Origin of the sequence: Sphingomonas panaciterrae (genome assembly GCF_036890205.1) — a bacterium.
GTDB classification, from domain to species: domain Bacteria; phylum Pseudomonadota; class Alphaproteobacteria; order Sphingomonadales; family Sphingomonadaceae; genus Sphingomonas; species Sphingomonas panaciterrae.
The window spans coordinates 553,679-570,445 of the sequence record NZ_JAKNQR010000002.1 but is presented as its reverse complement, the minus strand read 5'-3'; the positions used below and the strand labels follow the sequence as shown (position 1 = coordinate 570,445).

Below are 16,767 nucleotides of genomic sequence, written 5' to 3'. Positions count from 1 at the left end.
GCTTCTCCTGTTGGCTGTCGGCGTTCGCCCTCGGGGAACGCGCGACGACTTATGCCGGTCGCGGCTTAATAGACCAGCCCGGTCAGCGGGTCGGCCCCGATCATCAGGTTCAGGTTCTGGACCGCAGCACCCGACGCTCCCTTGCCGAGATTGTCGAGCGTCGCGACGAGCCGGAACTGATCCCCCGCGGGGCTGCCGAACACGTGCAGCGTCATGCGGTCGGTGCCCGCGTCATCCTCGATCCGGATCAGCGTCACGTCGTCGGTCGACACGCGCACCAGCGGCGTATCGTCGAAGGTGGCGGCCAGCGCGTCGCGGATCGCCGCGACCGTGGTGCCGGGGGCGAGCTGCGCCGCGTGAAGCGGCACCTCGATCACCATGCCGCGGTGGATGTTCGCGACCGACGGCAGGAAGATCGGCGCACAGGCAAGCGCGGCGTGGCGCGTCATTTCCGGCACATGCTTGTGCCCGAGGTGCAGCGCATAGGCGCGGTGGGCCGAGCCATTGCCCGCCTCGAACTCCGCGATCATCGCCTTGCCGCCGCCCGAATAGCCCGACGTGCCGTGCACGACGAGGCCAGCGTCCGGCTTGATCAGCCCGGCGCGCACCAGCGGGGTGACAAGCGCGAGGAAGCCGGTGGGGTAGCAGCCCGGGTTTGACACGCGCTGCGCGCCGGCAACGTCGAAGCCAAGCTCTGGGAAGCCATAGGTCCAGCCGTCGGCGACGCGGTGCGCGCTGGACGCATCGATCACGCGAACGCGCGGGTTCTCCACCAAGGTAACCGCTTCCTTCGCCGCCTCATCGGGCAGGCACAGGATCACGGCATCGGCGTCGTTGATCGCTTCGCGCCGCGCGGCGACGTCCTTGCGCTGATCCTCGCCCAGCGTGACCAGCCTGATGTCGCTGCGACCTTCCAGCCGCTCCCGGATCTCAAGCCCCGTCGTGCCGACCGCGCCATCGATGTAAACGGTTGCAGTCATGGCTGCTCCTCGAGCGCCGCGGCCGGAACATAGCCGACAAAGCCGGACGCGGGGGCAATGCCCCATGCCGTGTCGCCGGTGACGTCGAGCAGTTCAAACGCATCGCCTGGCGCGAGGGTCGCGAGCACACCCGAATCGGCCGCGCGCGCAGTGCGCAGATCGGCGGCAACGGCGGCACGGCGCGGCTGGTGCGCGGCATAATGCGGGGCGAATACCTGATCGGCGAGCCGCACGTCGGCAAGGTCGCTGCGCACGGCAAAACGAGTCGGATCAAGCGTGCGCGAACGGCCGACCAGCGCGAACGATCTACGCGCTGGCACCTGCGGTTGCGCTGGCGCGGCTGGGGACTGGCTCATCGCCGTCGCCGAGAAACTGGCCGAACTCCTCAAGAAAATTTGCCCCTTCGGATGTGCGTGCGACAAAGATGTTGCGCTTGTCGCTGTCGTCGCGTTGGCGGCGCAGATAGCCGAGCGCGCCAAGTCTGTTCAAGGCGCGAGTGACGACCGGCTTCGACACGTTCAGGATCCGCGCCAGGCCGCGCACGGTATGCGGGCCCGGTTTCAGATAAACGACCAGCAGAAGCGCCATCTGGCGGTTCGTCAGGTCCGGCTCGCCCGAGCGGACATAGTCCACCAGGGTGTTCATCCAAGAGCTCAATTCGGAATTCGCGAGAACTGCCACCATGCGTCATCCGGATACCAGGCGGCTTATGCGCGCCGTTCGCGACAGATAACGTCTGCCTGCGCGGCTGGTTTCAGTACTGTCACGAAATCGACCAATGGTTGATCACGCGGCGCGCCGCGCCTATGTGCGCGCATCGGCCAGCCAGCGCCGGCACAAACATCGGATTCGACATGTTCACCTTCCTTCTCGTCGTTCAGGCGATCATTGCCGCCGCCCTCGTGACGGTGATTCTGATGCAGCGGTCGGAAGGTGGCGGCCTGACCACGGGCGGCAGCCCGTCGGGCCTGATGTCGGCCCGCGGCGCGGCGGACTTCCTGACGCGGGCGACTTCGGTGCTCGCGGCGCTGTTCGTGCTGATGTCGATCGCGCTGGCGGTGCTGGCGGCAACGCGTGGCGGCACCAGCGTCGACACCTCGCTCGAGCGGCGTGCCCCGGTCAGCCAGACGGCGCCGCAGCCCGAGGGTGATGCCGGCCTGTCGGCGGCAGAAGCCGCGGCGGCGGCAGCGGCGGCGAACCAGACGGCCCCGGCCGACAACGGCGTTCCGCTCGCCCGCTGATCCCCCCGGTTCGCCGGAATTTTATCGCGTCCGTGAAAGCGGGCGCTTGTCCCCCATGTTTGTTCGAGGCTAAGTCGATATCCCCATGGCGCGGTTTATTTTCATCACCGGCGGCGTGGTCTCCTCGCTCGGCAAGGGTCTCATGGCGGCGAGCCTCGCCGCATTGCTTCAGGCGCGCGGCTATCGCGTGCGGATCCGCAAGTTCGATCCCTATCTGAACGTCGATCCGGGCACGATGAGCCCGTACCAGCATGGCGAGGTGTACGTCACCGACGACGGGGCGGAGACCGACCTCGATCTTGGCCATTATGAACGCTTTACCGGCGTCGCGGCGCGGCAGAGCGACAACGTTACGTCCGGCCGCATCTATCAGCAGATCATCGCCCGCGAGCGGCGCGGCGATTATCTGGGTGCAACGGTGCAGGTGATCCCGCACGTCACCGATGCGATCAAGGCATTCGCCAAGGACCAGACCGACGACCTCGATTTCGTGCTGTGCGAAATCGGCGGGACGGTCGGCGACATCGAGTCGCTGCCGTTCATCGAAGCGATTCGCCAGCTGAAGAACGAGGTTGGCCGCGGCAATGCGATCAGCGTCCATGTCACGCTGGTGCCATACATCGCCGCCGCCGGAGAGCTGAAGACGAAGCCGACGCAGCATTCGGTGCGCGAGCTCGCGGCGCTGGGCGTGCAGCCCGACGTTCTGGTCTGCCGCTGTGAAAAGCCGCTGCCGCCGTCGGATCGCGCCAAGATCGCGCTGTTCTGCAACGTGCCCGAAACCGCGGTCATCCCGGCGCTCGATGCGAAGAGCATCTATGCCGTGCCGCTGCAATATCATGGCGAGGGGCTGGATACCGAGGTGCTCCGCGCCTTCGGCATCACCCCGTCCTCCGCGCCGGACCTGTCGCGCTGGACCGAGATTGTCGATCGCCTGACCAATCCGGAAGGCGAGGTCACGATCGGCGTGGTCGGCAAATATGTCGGCCTGCAGGATGCGTACAAGTCGCTTAACGAGGCGCTGGTCCATGGCGGCATCGCCAACCGGGTGAAGGTCAACATCAACTGGATCGACGCCGAGCTGTTCGAGAATGACGACGCGGAAATCGCCGCGCAGCTCGAGCCGTGCGACGCGATCCTGGTGCCCGGCGCCTTCGGTGAGCGCGGCGCGGAAGGCAAGATCGCCAGCGTGCGCTTCGCTCGCGAGCGCGAGATTCCCTATTTCGGCATCTGCTTCGGCATGCAGATGGCGTGCGTCGAGGGCGCGCGCGATCTGGCCGGGATCAAGGAAGCATCCTCGACCGAATTCGGCCCCACGACCGAGCCGGTGGTTGGCCTGATCACCGAATGGATGGGCCGCGACGGGCTGGAGAAGCGCGAGGCCGAGGGCGATCTGGGCGGCACGATGCGGCTTGGCGCCTATGAGGCGAAGCTCGCCGGCAACAGCGTCGTCGCCTCCATCTATGGCGACACGACGATCTACGAGCGTCACCGCCACCGTTACGAAGTGAACACGGCGTATAAGGAACCGCTGGAAAAGGGCGGCCTGGTGTTCTCCGGCATGTCGCCCGACGGCACCTTGCCCGAGATCGTCGAGCGGCCCGACCACCCCTGGTTCGTCGGCGTCCAGTTCCACCCGGAGCTGAAGTCCAAGCCGTTCGATCCGCATCCGCTGTTCGCCAGCTTCATCGCCGCGGCGGTCAAGCAGAGCCGGCTTGTCTGACACGCGCGAGGGCGACCTGCCGGCATGGCGGGTCGAGGCATCGCGGCTGGTGGTCGATGACCGCTGGCTGCGGGTGCGCGCCGATGATTGCGTGACGGCGGAGGGGGTGCGGATCGCGCCCTTCTTCGTCACCGAATATCCCGATTGGGTGATCGTGGTCGCGCTGGACGAGGCGGGCGACCTGCTGCTGGTCGATCAATATCGCCACGGCTGGGGCGTCACCTCGCGCGAGCTGCCGACCGGCGCGATCGATCCCGAGGACGCGGACCCGATCGCCGCTGGCCAGCGCGAATTGCTGGAGGAAACCGGCTTTGGCGGCGGCGCGTGGCGGCTGGCCGCGACGCTCGCGCCCAATCCCGCGACTCAGACGAACCGCTGCCACACCGTTCTCGCCACGGGCGTTCGCCGGCTGGCCGAACCGGTGGACGAGCCGACCGAGCGGCTACGCCTGTCGATCAGGCCGGTGGCGGAGGTAATCGCGCAGGCGCGCAGCGGCGCGATCGTACACGCAATGCACGTTGCCGCGCTCGCCATGGCGCTGCCGCAACACTGGGCCGCGCCGCTGGATTGAGCGCAAGCGACGCGCGCCACGTGATCCCGACAAAGCGAAGGCGCCCGAGCCGATTGGCCCGGACGCCCCACGACGCCTCGAAAGGGAGCAAAGAGGCGCCGAACAGTTACGCGGCCTGCGCGGTCTCGCCGGACTTGTCCTCGACGACCGTCGGCTTCTGGCCGGTCTTGATGGCGATGCTCTTGGGCTTCATCGCCTCAGGCACTTCGCGCACCAGGTCGATCACCAGCAGACCGTCGTTCAGCCGAGCGTCCTCGACAAAGACGAAGTCCGCCAGTTCGAACCGGCGTTCGAAGCTGCGGGTGGCAATGCCGACATGGAGGAAGTTCGGGCCAGTGGCCTTGTCGTCCTTCTTGCCGGACACCAGCAGCAGGTTCTGCTGTGCCGTGATCTCGATCTCGTCGCGAGAGAAGCCGGCCACGGCAAGCGTGATCCGGTAGCGATCATCAGCGACGCGCTCGAGGTTGAAGGGGGGATAATTGTCGCTCGCATTGCGGGCGTTGGTTTCGATCAAGTCAAACAGCCGGTCGAAGCCGATGGTCGAACGGCGGTAGGGGGTAAGGTCAAGACGCATCTTCAATTCCTCCAATGAGCGAGTTGAAAGCGGAGGCGCACGACCAGCGTCGCGCCACCGTCTGTACGGCCCGGCATCGGCGCCGCACGGAGGAAATCTGGTAAGGTCAAGACATATTTCAAGAGGCCTCTCAAAATCCCTCTAAGTTGATCGGGTATTGCAATCCCCACTTTGTTGATGGACGTTGCATCAACAGTTCAGGGGACGATGTCGATGTCGATTACGCTTGCCATCCTGTTGGCCGCTCCGGCCGCTTCTCCATCCGAAAGCGTGACGCAAACGGCACAGGGACAGTCACCGGCGCCGGCCGCGGATCAGGACCCTGCATCAGTGCCGGAGACGGAGACGGGGGCGGCTGGGCGGCTCGGCCCCGCGCAGCAGGGCGGCGGCGACATCGTGGTCACCGCGCGGCGCCGCGCCGAAACGGTGCAAAGCGTGCCAATCGCCATGTCGGTGATCGGGGGTGAGGCGTTGGCGGAAACGGGCGCCTATAACGTCAATCGCCTGACCCAGCTTCAGCCCACGCTGCAATTCTATTCGACCAATCCGCGCAACTCGGCGGCCAACATCCGCGGGCTCGGCGCGCCGTTCGGCCTGACCAACGACGGGATCGAGCAGGGCGTCGGCATCTATGTCGACCAGGTCTATTACAGTCGCATAGCGTCTGCGACGTTCGACTTCACCGACACCGAACGGATCGAGATCCTGCGCGGCCCGCAGGGGACGCTGTACGGCAAGAACACGACCGCCGGCGCGATCAACATCACCACCCGCCGGCCCAGCTTCGATCCCGAGGCCCGGGTCGAGGTGAGCGGCGGCAATTACGAATTCTTCCAGGGCAAGTTCTCGGTGTCCGGGCCGATCGTCGCCGATGTGGTCGCCGCCCGCATCTCCGGCTCGATCACCACGCGGCGCGGCACGGTGTACAACACGCTCCAGCGCGAATGGCAGAACAGCCAGGACAATGTCGGGCTGCGCGGCCAGATGCTGTTTCGCGCCAGCCCTGACCTCGATGTCACCTTGTTCGCCGACTACAACCGCCAGAACCCCAATTGCTGCGTGCAATATTATGCGCGGGTAGGGACGACGCAGCGCCCGGTCAGCCGGCAGTTCGCCGCCCTCTCCGCCGCCTTCGGCTATGCGCCGCCGTCGACCAACGCCTTTGACCGATTGACCGACGTCGATACCGATCTGCGCGCCGAGCAGGAGCTTGGCGGCGCATCGGCGCTGGCCAATTGGGCGCTCGGCTCGGGCACGCTGACCTCGGTCACCGCGTGGCGCTTCTGGCACTGGAACCCATCCAACGACCGCGACTTCATCGGGCTGCCGATCACCCCTGTTTCGGCCAACCCGTCGCAGCAGAGCCAGTTCACGCAGGAGATCCGCTACGCCTCGGATACGAAGGGGCCGGTCGATTATACGGTGGGCGCATTTTACTTCTACCAGACGATCGACACGCAGGGGCTTCAGTCACAAGGGTCGGCGGCCAGCCGCTTCCTGCTCAATCCCGGCAATCCGCCCTTCGGCCGCAATGGCTGCGCCACGCCGACGACCGCCGCGTGCAATCCGGCGGTGCTGAACGGGCTGACCTCGCGCAACACGATCGGCTTCAAGAACACCTCGGCCGCGCTGTTCGGCAAGCTGACGTGGCAGGCCGCCGACCGGCTGGAGATCGCGCCGGGCCTGCGCGTCAATTACGACAAGAAGGAGGGCGATTATGTCGCCACCGTCACCAATGGCAGCGGCAGCCCGGTACTGACCAACGACCAGCGCGGCGTGTTGGCGCCGCAGAGCTATCAGCCCGAATTCGACAATTGGAACATCTCGGGCGACATCACCGTGTCGTACGATTTCACTCCCGACATTCATTATTATGCGACCTATGCGCACAGCTATAAGTCGGGCGGGATCAACCTGTCGGGCCTGCCGCTCGACGCGGCCAACAATCCGATCCTGGCGGTTCAGACGATCGATCCGGAAACGGTCAATCATTTCGAGCTGGGGCTGAAGACCCAGTTCTGGGATCGCCGCGCCACCGTCAATGTCGCCGCCTTCTGGACCGAGATCGATGATTATCAGGCGACGGTGAACAACCAGCAGGTCGGCGTGCTGCGCGGCTATCTCGCCAATGCGGGCAAGGTGCGCACGCGCGGGATCGAGGTGGACAGCGCCTTCCGCCCGCTCAACGGCCTGAACCTCTACGTCAACGGCGCCTATACCGACGCCAAATATGTCCGTTTCGTCGATGCGCCATGCCCGCCCGAACTGGCCGGCGGAACGACCGCGACGGGCAGCCAGCGCCCCGGGCCGGCGGGCGTCCCGGGCGCGCTCAGCCCGCCGTCGTGCGACATTTCGGGGCAGGTGCTGCCGGGCGTCTCCAAATGGGCGTTCAGCTATGGCGCAGAATACGGATTCCCCACCGCAATCGCCGGGGGGGATGGGCAGGTCTATATCGGCTATGACGGCAGCTACCGGTCGCGCTTCTCGTCCAATCCCTCGCCCTCGGCCTATACCTGGGTCGACGGCTATTCGCTGTCCAACTTCCGCCTCGGCTTCAAGACCGACGATGGGCTGAACCTGTTCGCCTGGCTGCGGAACGCCTTTGACGAGAAATATTTCGAGCTGCTCGCCACTCAGTCCGGTTCGACCGGGCTGATCGTCGGGCAGCCGGGTGACCCGCGCACCTATGGCGTCACACTGATGGCGCGCTTCTGACCGGTGCGCCGGGGCAGGGGGGGCGCGGCTCGATCAGTCGCGTAGCCGCTCGCCAAGAAAGGTGATCAGTGCCTCGACCCGCGCGGGGCGCAGCGGGCTTGGCGGGGTCAGGAGGTGAAGACCGACCGGCGCTGGCCGCCAGTGGGGCAGGATCTCGACGACCTGCCCGGTCGCCATCGTATCGCCCAGGATGAAGGCGGGGAGCCGGGCGATGCCGAGGCCTGCGACCAGCGCCGGCATCAGCGCCTCGCCGCTGTTCGCGGCCAGCGGTCCTTGCGCGCGCACCGATACCTCGGCGCCGCCGGGGCCGCGAAAGCGCCACGGGCCGGAGACGTTGGTATAGCCCAGCAGGTCATGTTCGCCCAATTGCCCGGGATGGCTGGGGGACCCGCGCCGTTCGAGATAGGCGGGGGCGGCGACCAGAAAGGACTGGATCGTGCAGAGCCGGCGCGCGCGCAAGGAGCTGTCGGGCAGTTCGGCGATGCGAAGCGCCACGTCGAACCCCTCGGCGACGATATCGACCCGCGCATCGGACAGGTGAAGCTCCAGCTCGACGCCGGGGTGGGCGGCGAGAAAGTCGGACAGCAGCGGCGCGACCTTGCTCACCCCGAACGTCATCGGCGCGGCCAGACGGACCCGGCCTACCGGTGTGCGCGCCGCGTCACGTGCCGCCTCTTCCGCCGCATGTGCCGATGCCAGGATCATCGCGGCACGTTCGGCGAGCGGGCGGCCCGCCTCGGTCAGCGCCAGGCGGCGCGAGGTGCGGTGGAACAACGACTGGCCCAGATCACTTTCCAGCCGCGCGATCGCCTTCGACACCGTGGCCTTGCTGAGGCCCAGGGTCTCGGCTGCTCCGGTGAATGACCGGTGTTCGGCCACGGTGGCGAAAATGGCCCAGGCCTCGAGGTCGGGTAAGCGCATCTGTGGCGTCTCCAAAGAACGTCACCCCGCATAGCCTCAACCTCACTACGGAAACAATACGTTTCAATCGTTTCTGTTTTCGCGATGCAGGGTTGATCCTATCTCCGCAGCAACACTTCGGAGGTTCTCATGACCGACATCCGCACCCGCATCGAACGCCGGCCTTTTGCATCGCTTGGCCATGCCGACCACGGCTGGCTCGACGCCCGGCATCACTTCAGCTTCGCCAACTACTACGATCCCGCCCGCATGGGATGGGGCGCAATCCGGGTGTGGAACGATGACACGATCGCGCCGCAGACCGGCTTCCCGCCGCATCCGCACCGCGACATGGAGATCATCACCTACGTCCGCAGCGGCGCGATCACGCATCAGGATTCGATGGGCAATGCCGGCCGCACCGGCGCCGGCGACGTCCAGGTGATGAGCGCGGGCTCCGGCGTGCGCCACGCGGAATATAATCTGGAGAATGAGCCTACCACGCTGTTCCAGATCTGGATCGAGCCGCGCTCGACCGGCGGCAGCCCCAGCTGGGGCGCGAAGCCCTTTCCAAAGGGCGACCGCTCCGGCCGATTCGTCACGCTCGCCAGCGGCTTTGCCGAGGATGCCGACGCGCTGCCGATCCGTGCCGACGCCCGCGTCATGGGCGCGACGCTGAACGCCGGCGAGCAGGTGACCTATACGGTGGGTGAGGGGCGCCACGCCTATCTGGTGGCGGCGCGCGGCGCGATCACCATCGACGGTGAGCCGTTCGACGCGCGTGACGGCGCGGCGCTCGGCGGCGGCACGTACGAGATCGTCGCCCGCGAGGATGCCGAACTGGTGCTGGTCGACGCCGAATAGGCGGGTCAACCGGCCGCAATAGGTCGTTCTACACCCAATCGGGCCGCTGGCCCGGCAAATCAAACGCCTTTCCGGCGCGGAAAGGGAGCAAGGAGCAATCACGATGACCAAGGTTCTGGTGCTATATTATTCGTCCTACGGCCACCTGGCGAAGATGGCGGACGCTGTGGCCGAGGGCGCGCGCGAGGCGGGCGTCACGGTCGACGTGCGCCGCGTGCCGGAGACTGCCCCCAGGGAGGTGGCGGAGGCCGCAGGCTTCCAGGTCGATACCTCGCATCCCGAGATCGAGGGCGTGAACGCGCTCGCCGATTATGACGCGATCATCATTGGCGCGCCGACCCGCTTTGGCCGCATGCCGAGCCAGATGGCCGCGTTCCTCGACCAGGCCGGCGGCCTGTGGGCGAGGGGCGCGCTGAACGGCAAGGTTGGCGGCGCCTTCACCTCCACGGCAACCCAGCATGGCGGCCAGGAAGTCACCCTGTTCTCGATCATCACCAACCTGCTGCACTTCGGCATGACGGTGGTCGGTCTCGACTATGGCTATCAGGCGCAGATGAACATGGAGGCGATCCACGGTGGTTCGCCCTATGGCGCGACGACGCTGGCCGCCGGTGACGGCAGCCGCCAGCCGAGCGACATCGACCTGGGCGGCGCGCGCTACCAGGGCAAGCGCATTGCCGAGGTTGCGGCCAAGCTGAAGGCCTGATCACGAGCTTCCCTCCTGCACGATCCTTGGCGTGCGGGGGGAAGACATCAGTCGCGGCGTCGCTCCTTGCGGCGCCGCTTTTTCTTGCCCTTCTCGTCAGCGGGCGCCTGCTCGATCGTCCGCACCACCACCGGGGGTACGACGCGCGGCAACACCGGGTCGATCGCCGGATTGGCGGGAAAGGCCGCCCGCGCCTTGGCGAACAGGAAGCGCGCGCGCGCAGCGCCGGGCTGTGCGCTCGACGTGCCCACCCAGCGCCAATGCCACGGCTCCCATTTCACGCCCTGCTTGTTGCTGGTGGGGAAGGACAGTTCGAAGCCGAAGCGCGGGGCATTGGCGGCGAGCCAGCGAAACGCGGGCTTGGCCGCCATGCACGCCTCGGCATCGGGACAGCCGTCGGCCGGGCGCACGGTGAAATCCACGGCATAGCCGGTGCCATGTTCGCTGTGCCCGGGCGGCGCGGCGGAGATGGCGCGATCGACGCCAGTGGCGCTTTCGCGTGTCCGGCAGAAGGTCCATTGCTGGTGAACGAGCGAGCGGTGGCAGGAAAAGGCGTAGAGCCGGCCCTGCACCGCCGGATCCCCCGCCGCGGCGGTCAGCAGGCGCTGCAGCGCGGCGGCGGCTTCGGGCCGCAACCGGCATGCGCCGATCGCCATCGACGGCAGTACCGCCATCAGAGCGTCGGGAGCAGCATCGCCATAGGGAAAGTGGCCGAGCGCACGGCCGTCCGGGCTTTTGGTGATACTGACGCCATTGCACAATTGCGCCTGCGCCGGCCCACCGGCGACAAGTGCGATCGCGGCGAGAGAAAGAGGAAGGTGTGGTTGCATCCGTGTCTCTCTCTGGCCTCCGCGCGGTCGCGATGGCAAGGGCAGTCTCATGCTGAATGAACGGGTATTGTTCCTCGATGGCGAGGCGTTGATCATCGACAAACCGGCGGGGCTGCCGGTCGATCCCCCGCGCGCCGGGGGCATCAGCCTGGAAAACCATCTGGCGAACCTCACCTTCGGCTTTCGCCGTTGGCCCCGCGCGGTGCACCGGCTGGATCGCGACACCAGCGGCTGCCTGCTCCTGTCGCGCAATCCGAAGGCGCACGCGCGATTGCAGCAGGCGTTCGAGGCGGGGACGGTGCGCAAGCGCTACGTCGCCATCCTCGACGGCGTGCCGCAGGGCGCGGAGGGGGAAATTGACTTGCCGCTGGTCAAGATTTCGTCGGCCGAGCGTGGTTGGCGCATGACGGGCGATCCGGCCGGCAAGGCAGCGCGCACGCGCTGGCGCCTGCTGGGTGAGAAAGACGGCAAGGCGCTGGTCGAGCTTCATCCCGCGACCGGGCGCACCCATCAGATCCGCGTGCACGCGCTGGAGGGGCTCGGCGTGCCGGTGCTGGGTGACCCGGTGTACGGCACGGCGCATCCCGCGGGCATGATGCTCCACGCCGCGGAACTGGTCGTGCCGCGCCCCGGCAAGCCGGACGCGGCGGCGCAGGCGCCATGGCCGGCGCGCTTTGCCGAGATCGGCTTCGATGGTTGATGTGCCGGAGGAGGCGCTGGAGGAGCGCTTCCTCGCCGCCACCGGGCCGGGCGGGCAGAACGTCAACAAGGTCGCGACGGCGTGCCAGCTGCGCGTCGACGTCTATCGGCTGGGCCTGCATCCCGAGACGTTTCGCCGGCTGAAGCTGCTGGCGGGATCGCGGCTGACCGCCGCCGGAACGCTCGTTCTCACCGCGCGGCGCTACCGCACGCAGGAGGCCAACCGCGCCGACGCGCGCGCCCGCCTCGCTGAACTGCTGGAAAAGGCCGAGGAACGCGAGGCGCGGCGCGTGAAGACGAAGCCGTCGCGTGCGGCCAAGGCGCGCCGCGTCGACGCCAAGAAGGGGCGCAGCGCGGTGAAGGCCGGCCGCGGCAAGGTGCGCGACTATTGAACAAGTTCGTTGGTGTATTATGTTGCCGAAACACCAGCGGACAGGACGGTATGGCGAAGAAGGACAAGAAGGGCTTTCGGATCCCCAAGGAAATCGGCGGGATCAAGGTGCCCAAGGAAGCACGTCGTGCCGGTGAAGCATTGATCGAGAAGGCGAGCACCCCGGCCGGTCGCCAGGCGATCGCCTCCGGCCTTGCCATGGCGGCGACCGCCGCTGCGGCCGTCGCGGCACGGCAGGCGCGCGAGCATGGCTGCAAGAATGATCAGCGCGCCGCCGCCAAGGACCAGGCGACCGGCGCGGACAATGCGCCCGGGGCGGACGCTGGCGCTGCCGGCGCTCCCGGTACCGCAGGCACCACGGTTGATCCCAGCCGCGTGGTCGACGCGCTGAGCGATGCGGCCGGCGTTTTCATGTCGAGCCTGTTCGCCAAGCAGCGCTAAGAAAAAAAGGCACCATGCCGCTCGCATGGTGCCCTCTTTCCGTCTCAATCCAGCGGTCAGTCGTCCTCAGACGATGTTGCTGCGCTTCCCGCTCGCTCGTTCCGCGTCGCCATGGCCCTGCGTCGTCACGTCGCGGATCGGCTGGACGTCGGGGAAGGGCATGATGAGCCGCCCGTCGGGCGCGGCGGTATAGGTGGTCTGCGTCGGATAGGGGATCGATGCCCCCTCCTGATCCAGCCGTCGGTACAGCGCCATGCCGACATTATGCCGCCCGTCATATGCCTCCTGATAGTCGGCCGACGGCGACTCAAACTCCAGCTCATAGTCGAGCGAGGATGCGCCGAACGAGACGAACCCGGCGCGCACGAACGCCAGGCCCTGTTCCTCGACCACTTCCTTGAAGATCTCCGGCAGTCGCTGGAGCACGTCGCGGTCGGTCTCATAGGCGACGCCGATCGCCAGCTTCGTGCGGCGGCGCTCCCGCTGCGAATTGTTGATGATCTCCTTGTCGAGCAGGTTGCGGTTGGAGATGATCCGCTGCTCGCCATTGACGCCGCGAATGCGGGTCGACTTCAGCCCGATCTCCTCGACCGTGCCCGAGCTTGAATCGTAGGTGATGGAATCGCCGCGGCGGAACGGCCGGTCGAAGATGATGGCCAGCGCCGCGAACAGATCGGCGAAGATGCCCTGCGCCGCCAGACCGATGGCGATGCCGCCGACGCCAAGGCCAGCGACGAGACCCGTCACGTTGACGCCAAGGTTGTCGAGGACAACCACCAGCGCGATCGCAAAGACCACGATGGTCACGAGGAGGCGGATCAGCCCCATCGCGTTCATCAGCGCCTCGCCGGAGTAATTCTCCGCGCGCGTACGGTGCTCGATCGCGCCCAGGATCAGCTCGCGGGCCCAGATCGCTGCCTGGAAAACGGCCGCCACGGTGAAGAGGAAGTGGATCGTCCGCGCAACGATCTCGGGCGGGTCCGCATAGCCGACGACGAGGCGGGCGGCGACCATGACGATGAAGAAGGTGCTCGTGCGCGCGATCACCCGGCCGATGATCGCGGACCAGCCGGCGCCCGACGTCGATCGTCGGGCGAGGCGTGGCCCCAGGTTGCGCAGCCACAGCAGGGCAAGAACGATGCCGGCGCCAATGGCGGCGGCAATCGTGATCTGCAGCCAATGATCCTTGATCCAGTCGATACTGGTGAAGGAAAAGGTGGAGATCTGCCGCTCGACCTCTTCCGAGGAAATCTTCGGTAACGACGCCTCGGTTTTCTTTGCTGTCATTATGACCTTCTGGTTCAATCAGGCGGCTTGCTGCGCGCTGCCGTTCTCACCCGTTTCAAGGAAGGCGATCAAGCCGCGTTCGGCGCGGCTGAGCCAGCGGGTCGAGCGCGGCAGGTGCAGCGCGGCGCGGAACGCCTCCTGCCCATCCTTGATCAGCGCGATCAGCGCCGGGTGGACATAGGATTTGCGCGCGATCGCCGGCGTGTTGCCCAGCTTCTCCGTGACGGGGGCGAGAAGCGTCTTGAGGCTGATGTCCTTGTCCGCCTGCGCCAGCGTCTCGAACGCGATGACGCTCGCGCCCCAGGTGCGGAAATGCTTGGCGGTGAAATCCCCCTTCATCGCTTCCTTGATATAGGCGTTGACGTCGCAGGAGGTGACCGGACGGGGCTCGCCGTCCGCATCGACGTACTGGAACAGCTTCTGCCCGGGCAGGTCCTGGCACTTCTTGACGAAGCGGGCGAGGCTGCCGTCGGTGATCGTCAGCGTGCGCATCTTTCCCGACTTTGCGCGATATTGCAGGCGCAGCGTGCTGCCCTTGATCCGGGCATGACGATCACGCAGCGTCGTCACGCCGAAGCTCTTGTTGCTCTTCGCATAGGTCTCGTTCCCGATCCGCAGGTGCGCGGTGTCGAGCAGCTTGACGATCGCGGCGATCGTCTTCTCCTTGCTGTGCCGGCGGCTCTTCAGGTCTTGCTCGACCCGCTCGCGCAGTCGCGGAAGGCCGCGCCCGAATGCCGCGCACAGATTATATTTCTCATCCTCACGCGCGGCGCGGAATTCGGGATGGTAGCGATATTGCTTGCGGCCCTTCTCGTCCCATCCGACGGCCTGGATATGGCCCATCGGGTCGGGGCAGAACCACGCGTCGCGATAGGCGGGGGGCAGGCCGATGCTGTTCAGCCGGTCGATCTCCTCGCGATCGGTGATGCGGGCACCATCGGGATCGAAATATCCCCAGCCATGCCGCATCTTGCGCCGGGTGATCCCGGGTTCCTCATCGTCGTGATAAACGATTGTCGTCGATGCCACTGGAAAGACCTCCGCGTGGCACAGGAAATGCGCGGGCTATCGCACGGTTCCGGAACGGCGGCCCCGCCGGCGGGTTGTGAAGGGCAACCCCCCGAGACAGGAGCTACCCCCTATGGCCGATCTTTCGCGTGCCCGCGTCCTTATCCTGGCAACCGATGGCTTTGAGGATTCCGAGCTGTTCGAACCGCGTCAGGCGCTGCTGGATGCCGGCGCACAGGTGACGCTGGCCTCGATCAAGACCGATCCGATCCAGGGTGTGAAGGGTGACAAGGATCCCACGCGCACCATCACGCCGGATCTGACGCTGGATCAGGTCGATACGGAGGAATTCGACGCGCTGCTGCTGCCCGGCGGCGTGGGCAATCCCGACACGATGCGGATGAACGATCGTGCCGTGTCGATCGTTGGCGAATTCATGGACGACAACAAGATCGTCGCCGCCATCTGTCACGCGCCCTGGCTGCTGGTCGAGGCCGACGTGGTCGAGGGGCGCCGCGTGACCAGCTGGCCATCGGTGCGCACCGACCTGGAGAATGCCGGCGGCGATGTCGTCGACGAGGAAGTCGTGATCGACGAGAACCTGATCACCAGCCGCAAGCCGGATGATATCCCGGCCTTCAACCGCGCGCTCCTGTCCGCGCTGGAGGAGGAACTTGCCGGCTGAGCTTCATGCCTTGCCCCGCCCCCGGGGCGGGCGCAGGGTAATCTCATGACGCAGCTGCTCGATGATCGTACCGCCGCCGCGCGGCCGTTTCGCCTGATCGTCGCTGATGGGGCGCAATCAGCGGCCACGCGCCCGGTGCCGGAAGAACGGCCGATCGCGATCGAATGCAACGGCATCGGCTATGCCGTGCTGATGGCGACACCGGACGCGCTCGAGGATCTGGCCGTCGGCTTCGCCCTCACCGAGCGGTTGATCGACACGCCGGAGGATGTCCGCGCGATCGACGTTCACGAGGCCGGGGGCGGCGTCGTCGTGCGGCTGACGCTCGCCCGGCGCGTCGCGCAGCGGGTCAATGATCGCGTGCGCCATCGCGCGTCGGACGCCTCCTGCGGCCTGTGCGGCATCGCGACGATGGAACAGGCGATGCGGCCGCTGCCCCCGGCCGCGCGCTGGGCGGGGGAGGATGCGGCGATCTTCCGCGCTTATCATGCCATCGCCGCGCACCAGCCGCTGAATGCCGCTACCGGCGGGGTGCATGCGGCGGCGTGGTGCAGCGCCGACGGCACGATCCTGATGGTTCGCGAGGATGTCGGCCGGCACAATGCCTTCGACAAGCTGATCGGCGCCGGTGCCCGGGCGGGCCTCACCTGGAACGGCGGCTTCGCGCTGCTGACGTCGCGCTGTTCCTACGAACTGGTGGAGAAGGCTGTTCTCGCCCGCTGCCCCCTGCTGGCGACCATTTCCGCACCGACGCGCCTCGCGCTGGATCGTGCGGCGCAGGCGGGCCTCGCGTTGCGGGTGTTGGTACGCGGGGATTCGCTGCTCGCCGGCTGAGATCGCGGTGGGTCAGCGCGCGCGCCGCGTCGGCGCATGGAAGTCGGCCGGCTTGTGCGCGATCCACTTCAGGAACCGCGCGATCGCTGGAAGGCTTTTCAGTGCGGCAAGATCACCCAGCCGCGCCAAGGTCGCATTGTCCGTCGCGGCGTGAATGGCGCGGTGGCAGATCGGGTGCAGCGGCGCGGTCTGCGTGCCACCCTCGCTCCGCGGCACGACATGATGCCATTCGGTCCGCACGCCCAGTGGTCGATCACATAGCGCGCATCGCTTGGGCGCGCTGGCGGCCACCCGCCGCTCGGCCTCCCGCAGCCCCATCAT

The 16,767-nt window shown here is 66.9% G+C and carries 20 protein-coding genes; 11 read left to right on the top strand and 9 right to left on the bottom strand.

Going from position 1 to position 16,767, the window contains the following annotated elements:
• Positions 1–65 precede the first annotated feature (65 nt).
• From argC to L8F96_RS09725, 3 genes are read right to left on the bottom strand one after another with little or no spacing between them, the layout of a single operon-like run.
• Entirely contained in the window at positions 66–980 is a 915-nt protein-coding gene (gene argC / locus L8F96_RS09735) for an N-acetyl-gamma-glutamyl-phosphate reductase (protein WP_334655879.1), read from the bottom strand.
• Positions 977–1,300 (bottom strand): SH3 domain-containing protein, encoded by a 324-nt coding sequence (locus L8F96_RS09730; RefSeq protein ID WP_231622013.1) that lies wholly within the window; start codon positions 1,298–1,300, stop codon positions 977–979. Before L8F96_RS09730 ends, argC begins: the two co-directional genes overlap by 4 nt.
• Entirely contained in the window at positions 1,287–1,625 is a 339-nt protein-coding gene (locus L8F96_RS09725; protein ID WP_046411308.1) for a MarR family transcriptional regulator, read from the bottom strand. The genes L8F96_RS09730 and L8F96_RS09725 overlap by 14 nt, the downstream gene beginning before the upstream one ends.
• A 209-nt stretch (positions 1,626–1,834) precedes the next feature.
• On the opposite strand from L8F96_RS09725, the gene secG reads away from it, so the two are divergent.
• From secG to L8F96_RS09710, 3 genes are all read left to right on the top strand, one after another.
• Positions 1,835–2,221, top strand: a complete 387-nt coding sequence (secG, locus tag L8F96_RS09720; RefSeq protein ID WP_046411928.1) for a preprotein translocase subunit SecG — start codon at positions 1,835–1,837, stop codon at positions 2,219–2,221.
• An 85-nt stretch (positions 2,222–2,306) separates the two neighbouring features.
• Entirely contained in the window at positions 2,307–3,941 is a 1,635-nt protein-coding gene (locus L8F96_RS09715) for a CTP synthase (protein WP_125944708.1), read from the top strand.
• Entirely contained in the window at positions 3,934–4,512 is a 579-nt protein-coding gene (locus L8F96_RS09710) for an NUDIX hydrolase (RefSeq protein WP_296218133.1), read from the top strand. The genes L8F96_RS09715 and L8F96_RS09710 overlap by 8 nt, the downstream gene beginning before the upstream one ends.
• A gap of 106 nt (positions 4,513–4,618) precedes the next feature.
• Here the strand turns inward: L8F96_RS09710 and L8F96_RS09705 are convergent, their stop codons facing one another.
• A complete protein-coding gene (locus L8F96_RS09705; protein WP_046411925.1) occupies positions 4,619–5,086 on the bottom strand; it encodes an Hsp20 family protein in 468 nt (155 codons plus the stop codon).
• Positions 5,087–5,299: 213 nt separating this feature from the next.
• On the opposite strand from L8F96_RS09705, the gene L8F96_RS09700 reads away from it, so the two are divergent.
• Complete coding sequence (locus L8F96_RS09700; protein ID WP_334655878.1) at positions 5,300–7,801, top strand: TonB-dependent receptor; 2,502 nt, start codon at positions 5,300–5,302, stop codon at positions 7,799–7,801.
• Between the two features lie 33 nt (positions 7,802–7,834).
• Here L8F96_RS09700 and L8F96_RS09695 read toward each other — a convergent pair whose 3' ends face one another.
• Positions 7,835–8,722, bottom strand: a complete 888-nt coding sequence (locus L8F96_RS09695; protein ID WP_334655877.1) for a LysR family transcriptional regulator — start codon at positions 8,720–8,722, stop codon at positions 7,835–7,837.
• A gap of 129 nt (positions 8,723–8,851) precedes the next feature.
• Between L8F96_RS09695 and L8F96_RS09690 the strand changes: the two genes are divergently transcribed.
• Together L8F96_RS09690 and wrbA are read left to right on the top strand one after the other, a co-directional pair.
• Positions 8,852–9,565: a pirin family protein gene (locus tag L8F96_RS09690; protein ID WP_046411302.1), complete on the top strand. Its 714-nt coding sequence runs from the start codon at positions 8,852–8,854 to the stop codon at positions 9,563–9,565.
• A gap of 103 nt (positions 9,566–9,668) precedes the next feature.
• Entirely contained in the window at positions 9,669–10,271 is a 603-nt protein-coding gene (gene wrbA / locus L8F96_RS09685; protein ID WP_046411301.1) for an NAD(P)H:quinone oxidoreductase, read from the top strand.
• Between the two features lie 47 nt (positions 10,272–10,318).
• Here wrbA and L8F96_RS09680 read toward each other — a convergent pair whose 3' ends face one another.
• Positions 10,319–11,101 carry a M15 family metallopeptidase gene (locus tag L8F96_RS09680; protein WP_334655876.1) on the bottom strand — a complete coding sequence of 261 codons (783 nt, stop codon included), beginning with the start codon at positions 11,099–11,101 and terminating at the stop codon, positions 10,319–10,321.
• A 49-nt stretch (positions 11,102–11,150) separates the two neighbouring features.
• On the opposite strand from L8F96_RS09680, the gene L8F96_RS09675 reads away from it, so the two are divergent.
• The 3 genes from L8F96_RS09675 to L8F96_RS09665 are packed head-to-tail and all read left to right on the top strand — an operon-like array spanning position 11,151 to position 12,632.
• A complete protein-coding gene (locus L8F96_RS09675) occupies positions 11,151–11,801 on the top strand; it encodes an RluA family pseudouridine synthase (protein WP_046411298.1) in 651 nt (216 codons plus the stop codon).
• A complete protein-coding gene (gene arfB, locus L8F96_RS09670; RefSeq protein WP_125944702.1) occupies positions 11,794–12,192 on the top strand; it encodes an alternative ribosome rescue aminoacyl-tRNA hydrolase ArfB in 399 nt (132 codons plus the stop codon). Before L8F96_RS09675 ends, arfB begins: the two co-directional genes overlap by 8 nt.
• A gap of 50 nt (positions 12,193–12,242) precedes the next feature.
• Positions 12,243–12,632, top strand: coding sequence for a hypothetical protein (locus L8F96_RS09665; RefSeq protein ID WP_334655875.1), 390 nt, complete (start codon positions 12,243–12,245; stop codon positions 12,630–12,632).
• Between the two features lie 66 nt (positions 12,633–12,698).
• Here the strand turns inward: L8F96_RS09665 and L8F96_RS09660 are convergent, their stop codons facing one another.
• Both L8F96_RS09660 and L8F96_RS09655 read right to left on the bottom strand, forming a co-directional pair.
• The gene (locus L8F96_RS09660; protein WP_136451373.1) at positions 12,699–13,919 is read right to left on the bottom strand and encodes a mechanosensitive ion channel family protein; all 1,221 of its coding nucleotides are present in this window, start codon (positions 13,917–13,919) and stop codon (positions 12,699–12,701) included.
• An 18-nt stretch (positions 13,920–13,937) separates the two neighbouring features.
• Entirely contained in the window at positions 13,938–14,888 is a 951-nt protein-coding gene (locus L8F96_RS09655) for a DNA topoisomerase IB (protein ID WP_082103278.1), read from the bottom strand.
• A 172-nt stretch (positions 14,889–15,060) separates the two neighbouring features.
• On the opposite strand from L8F96_RS09655, the gene L8F96_RS09650 reads away from it, so the two are divergent.
• A complete protein-coding gene (locus tag L8F96_RS09650) occupies positions 15,061–15,612 on the top strand; it encodes a type 1 glutamine amidotransferase domain-containing protein (protein WP_046411293.1) in 552 nt (183 codons plus the stop codon).
• A 45-nt stretch (positions 15,613–15,657) separates the two neighbouring features.
• On the top strand, positions 15,658–16,446 hold the full coding sequence (gene fdhD, locus L8F96_RS09645; protein ID WP_125944699.1) for a formate dehydrogenase accessory sulfurtransferase FdhD: 789 nt from the start codon (positions 15,658–15,660) through the stop codon (positions 16,444–16,446).
• 12 nt (positions 16,447–16,458) lie between these two features.
• On the opposite strand, the gene L8F96_RS09640 is transcribed toward fdhD, so the two are convergent.
• Positions 16,459–16,767 carry an HNH endonuclease gene (locus tag L8F96_RS09640; protein ID WP_334655917.1) on the bottom strand — a complete coding sequence of 103 codons (309 nt, stop codon included), beginning with the start codon at positions 16,765–16,767 and terminating at the stop codon, positions 16,459–16,461.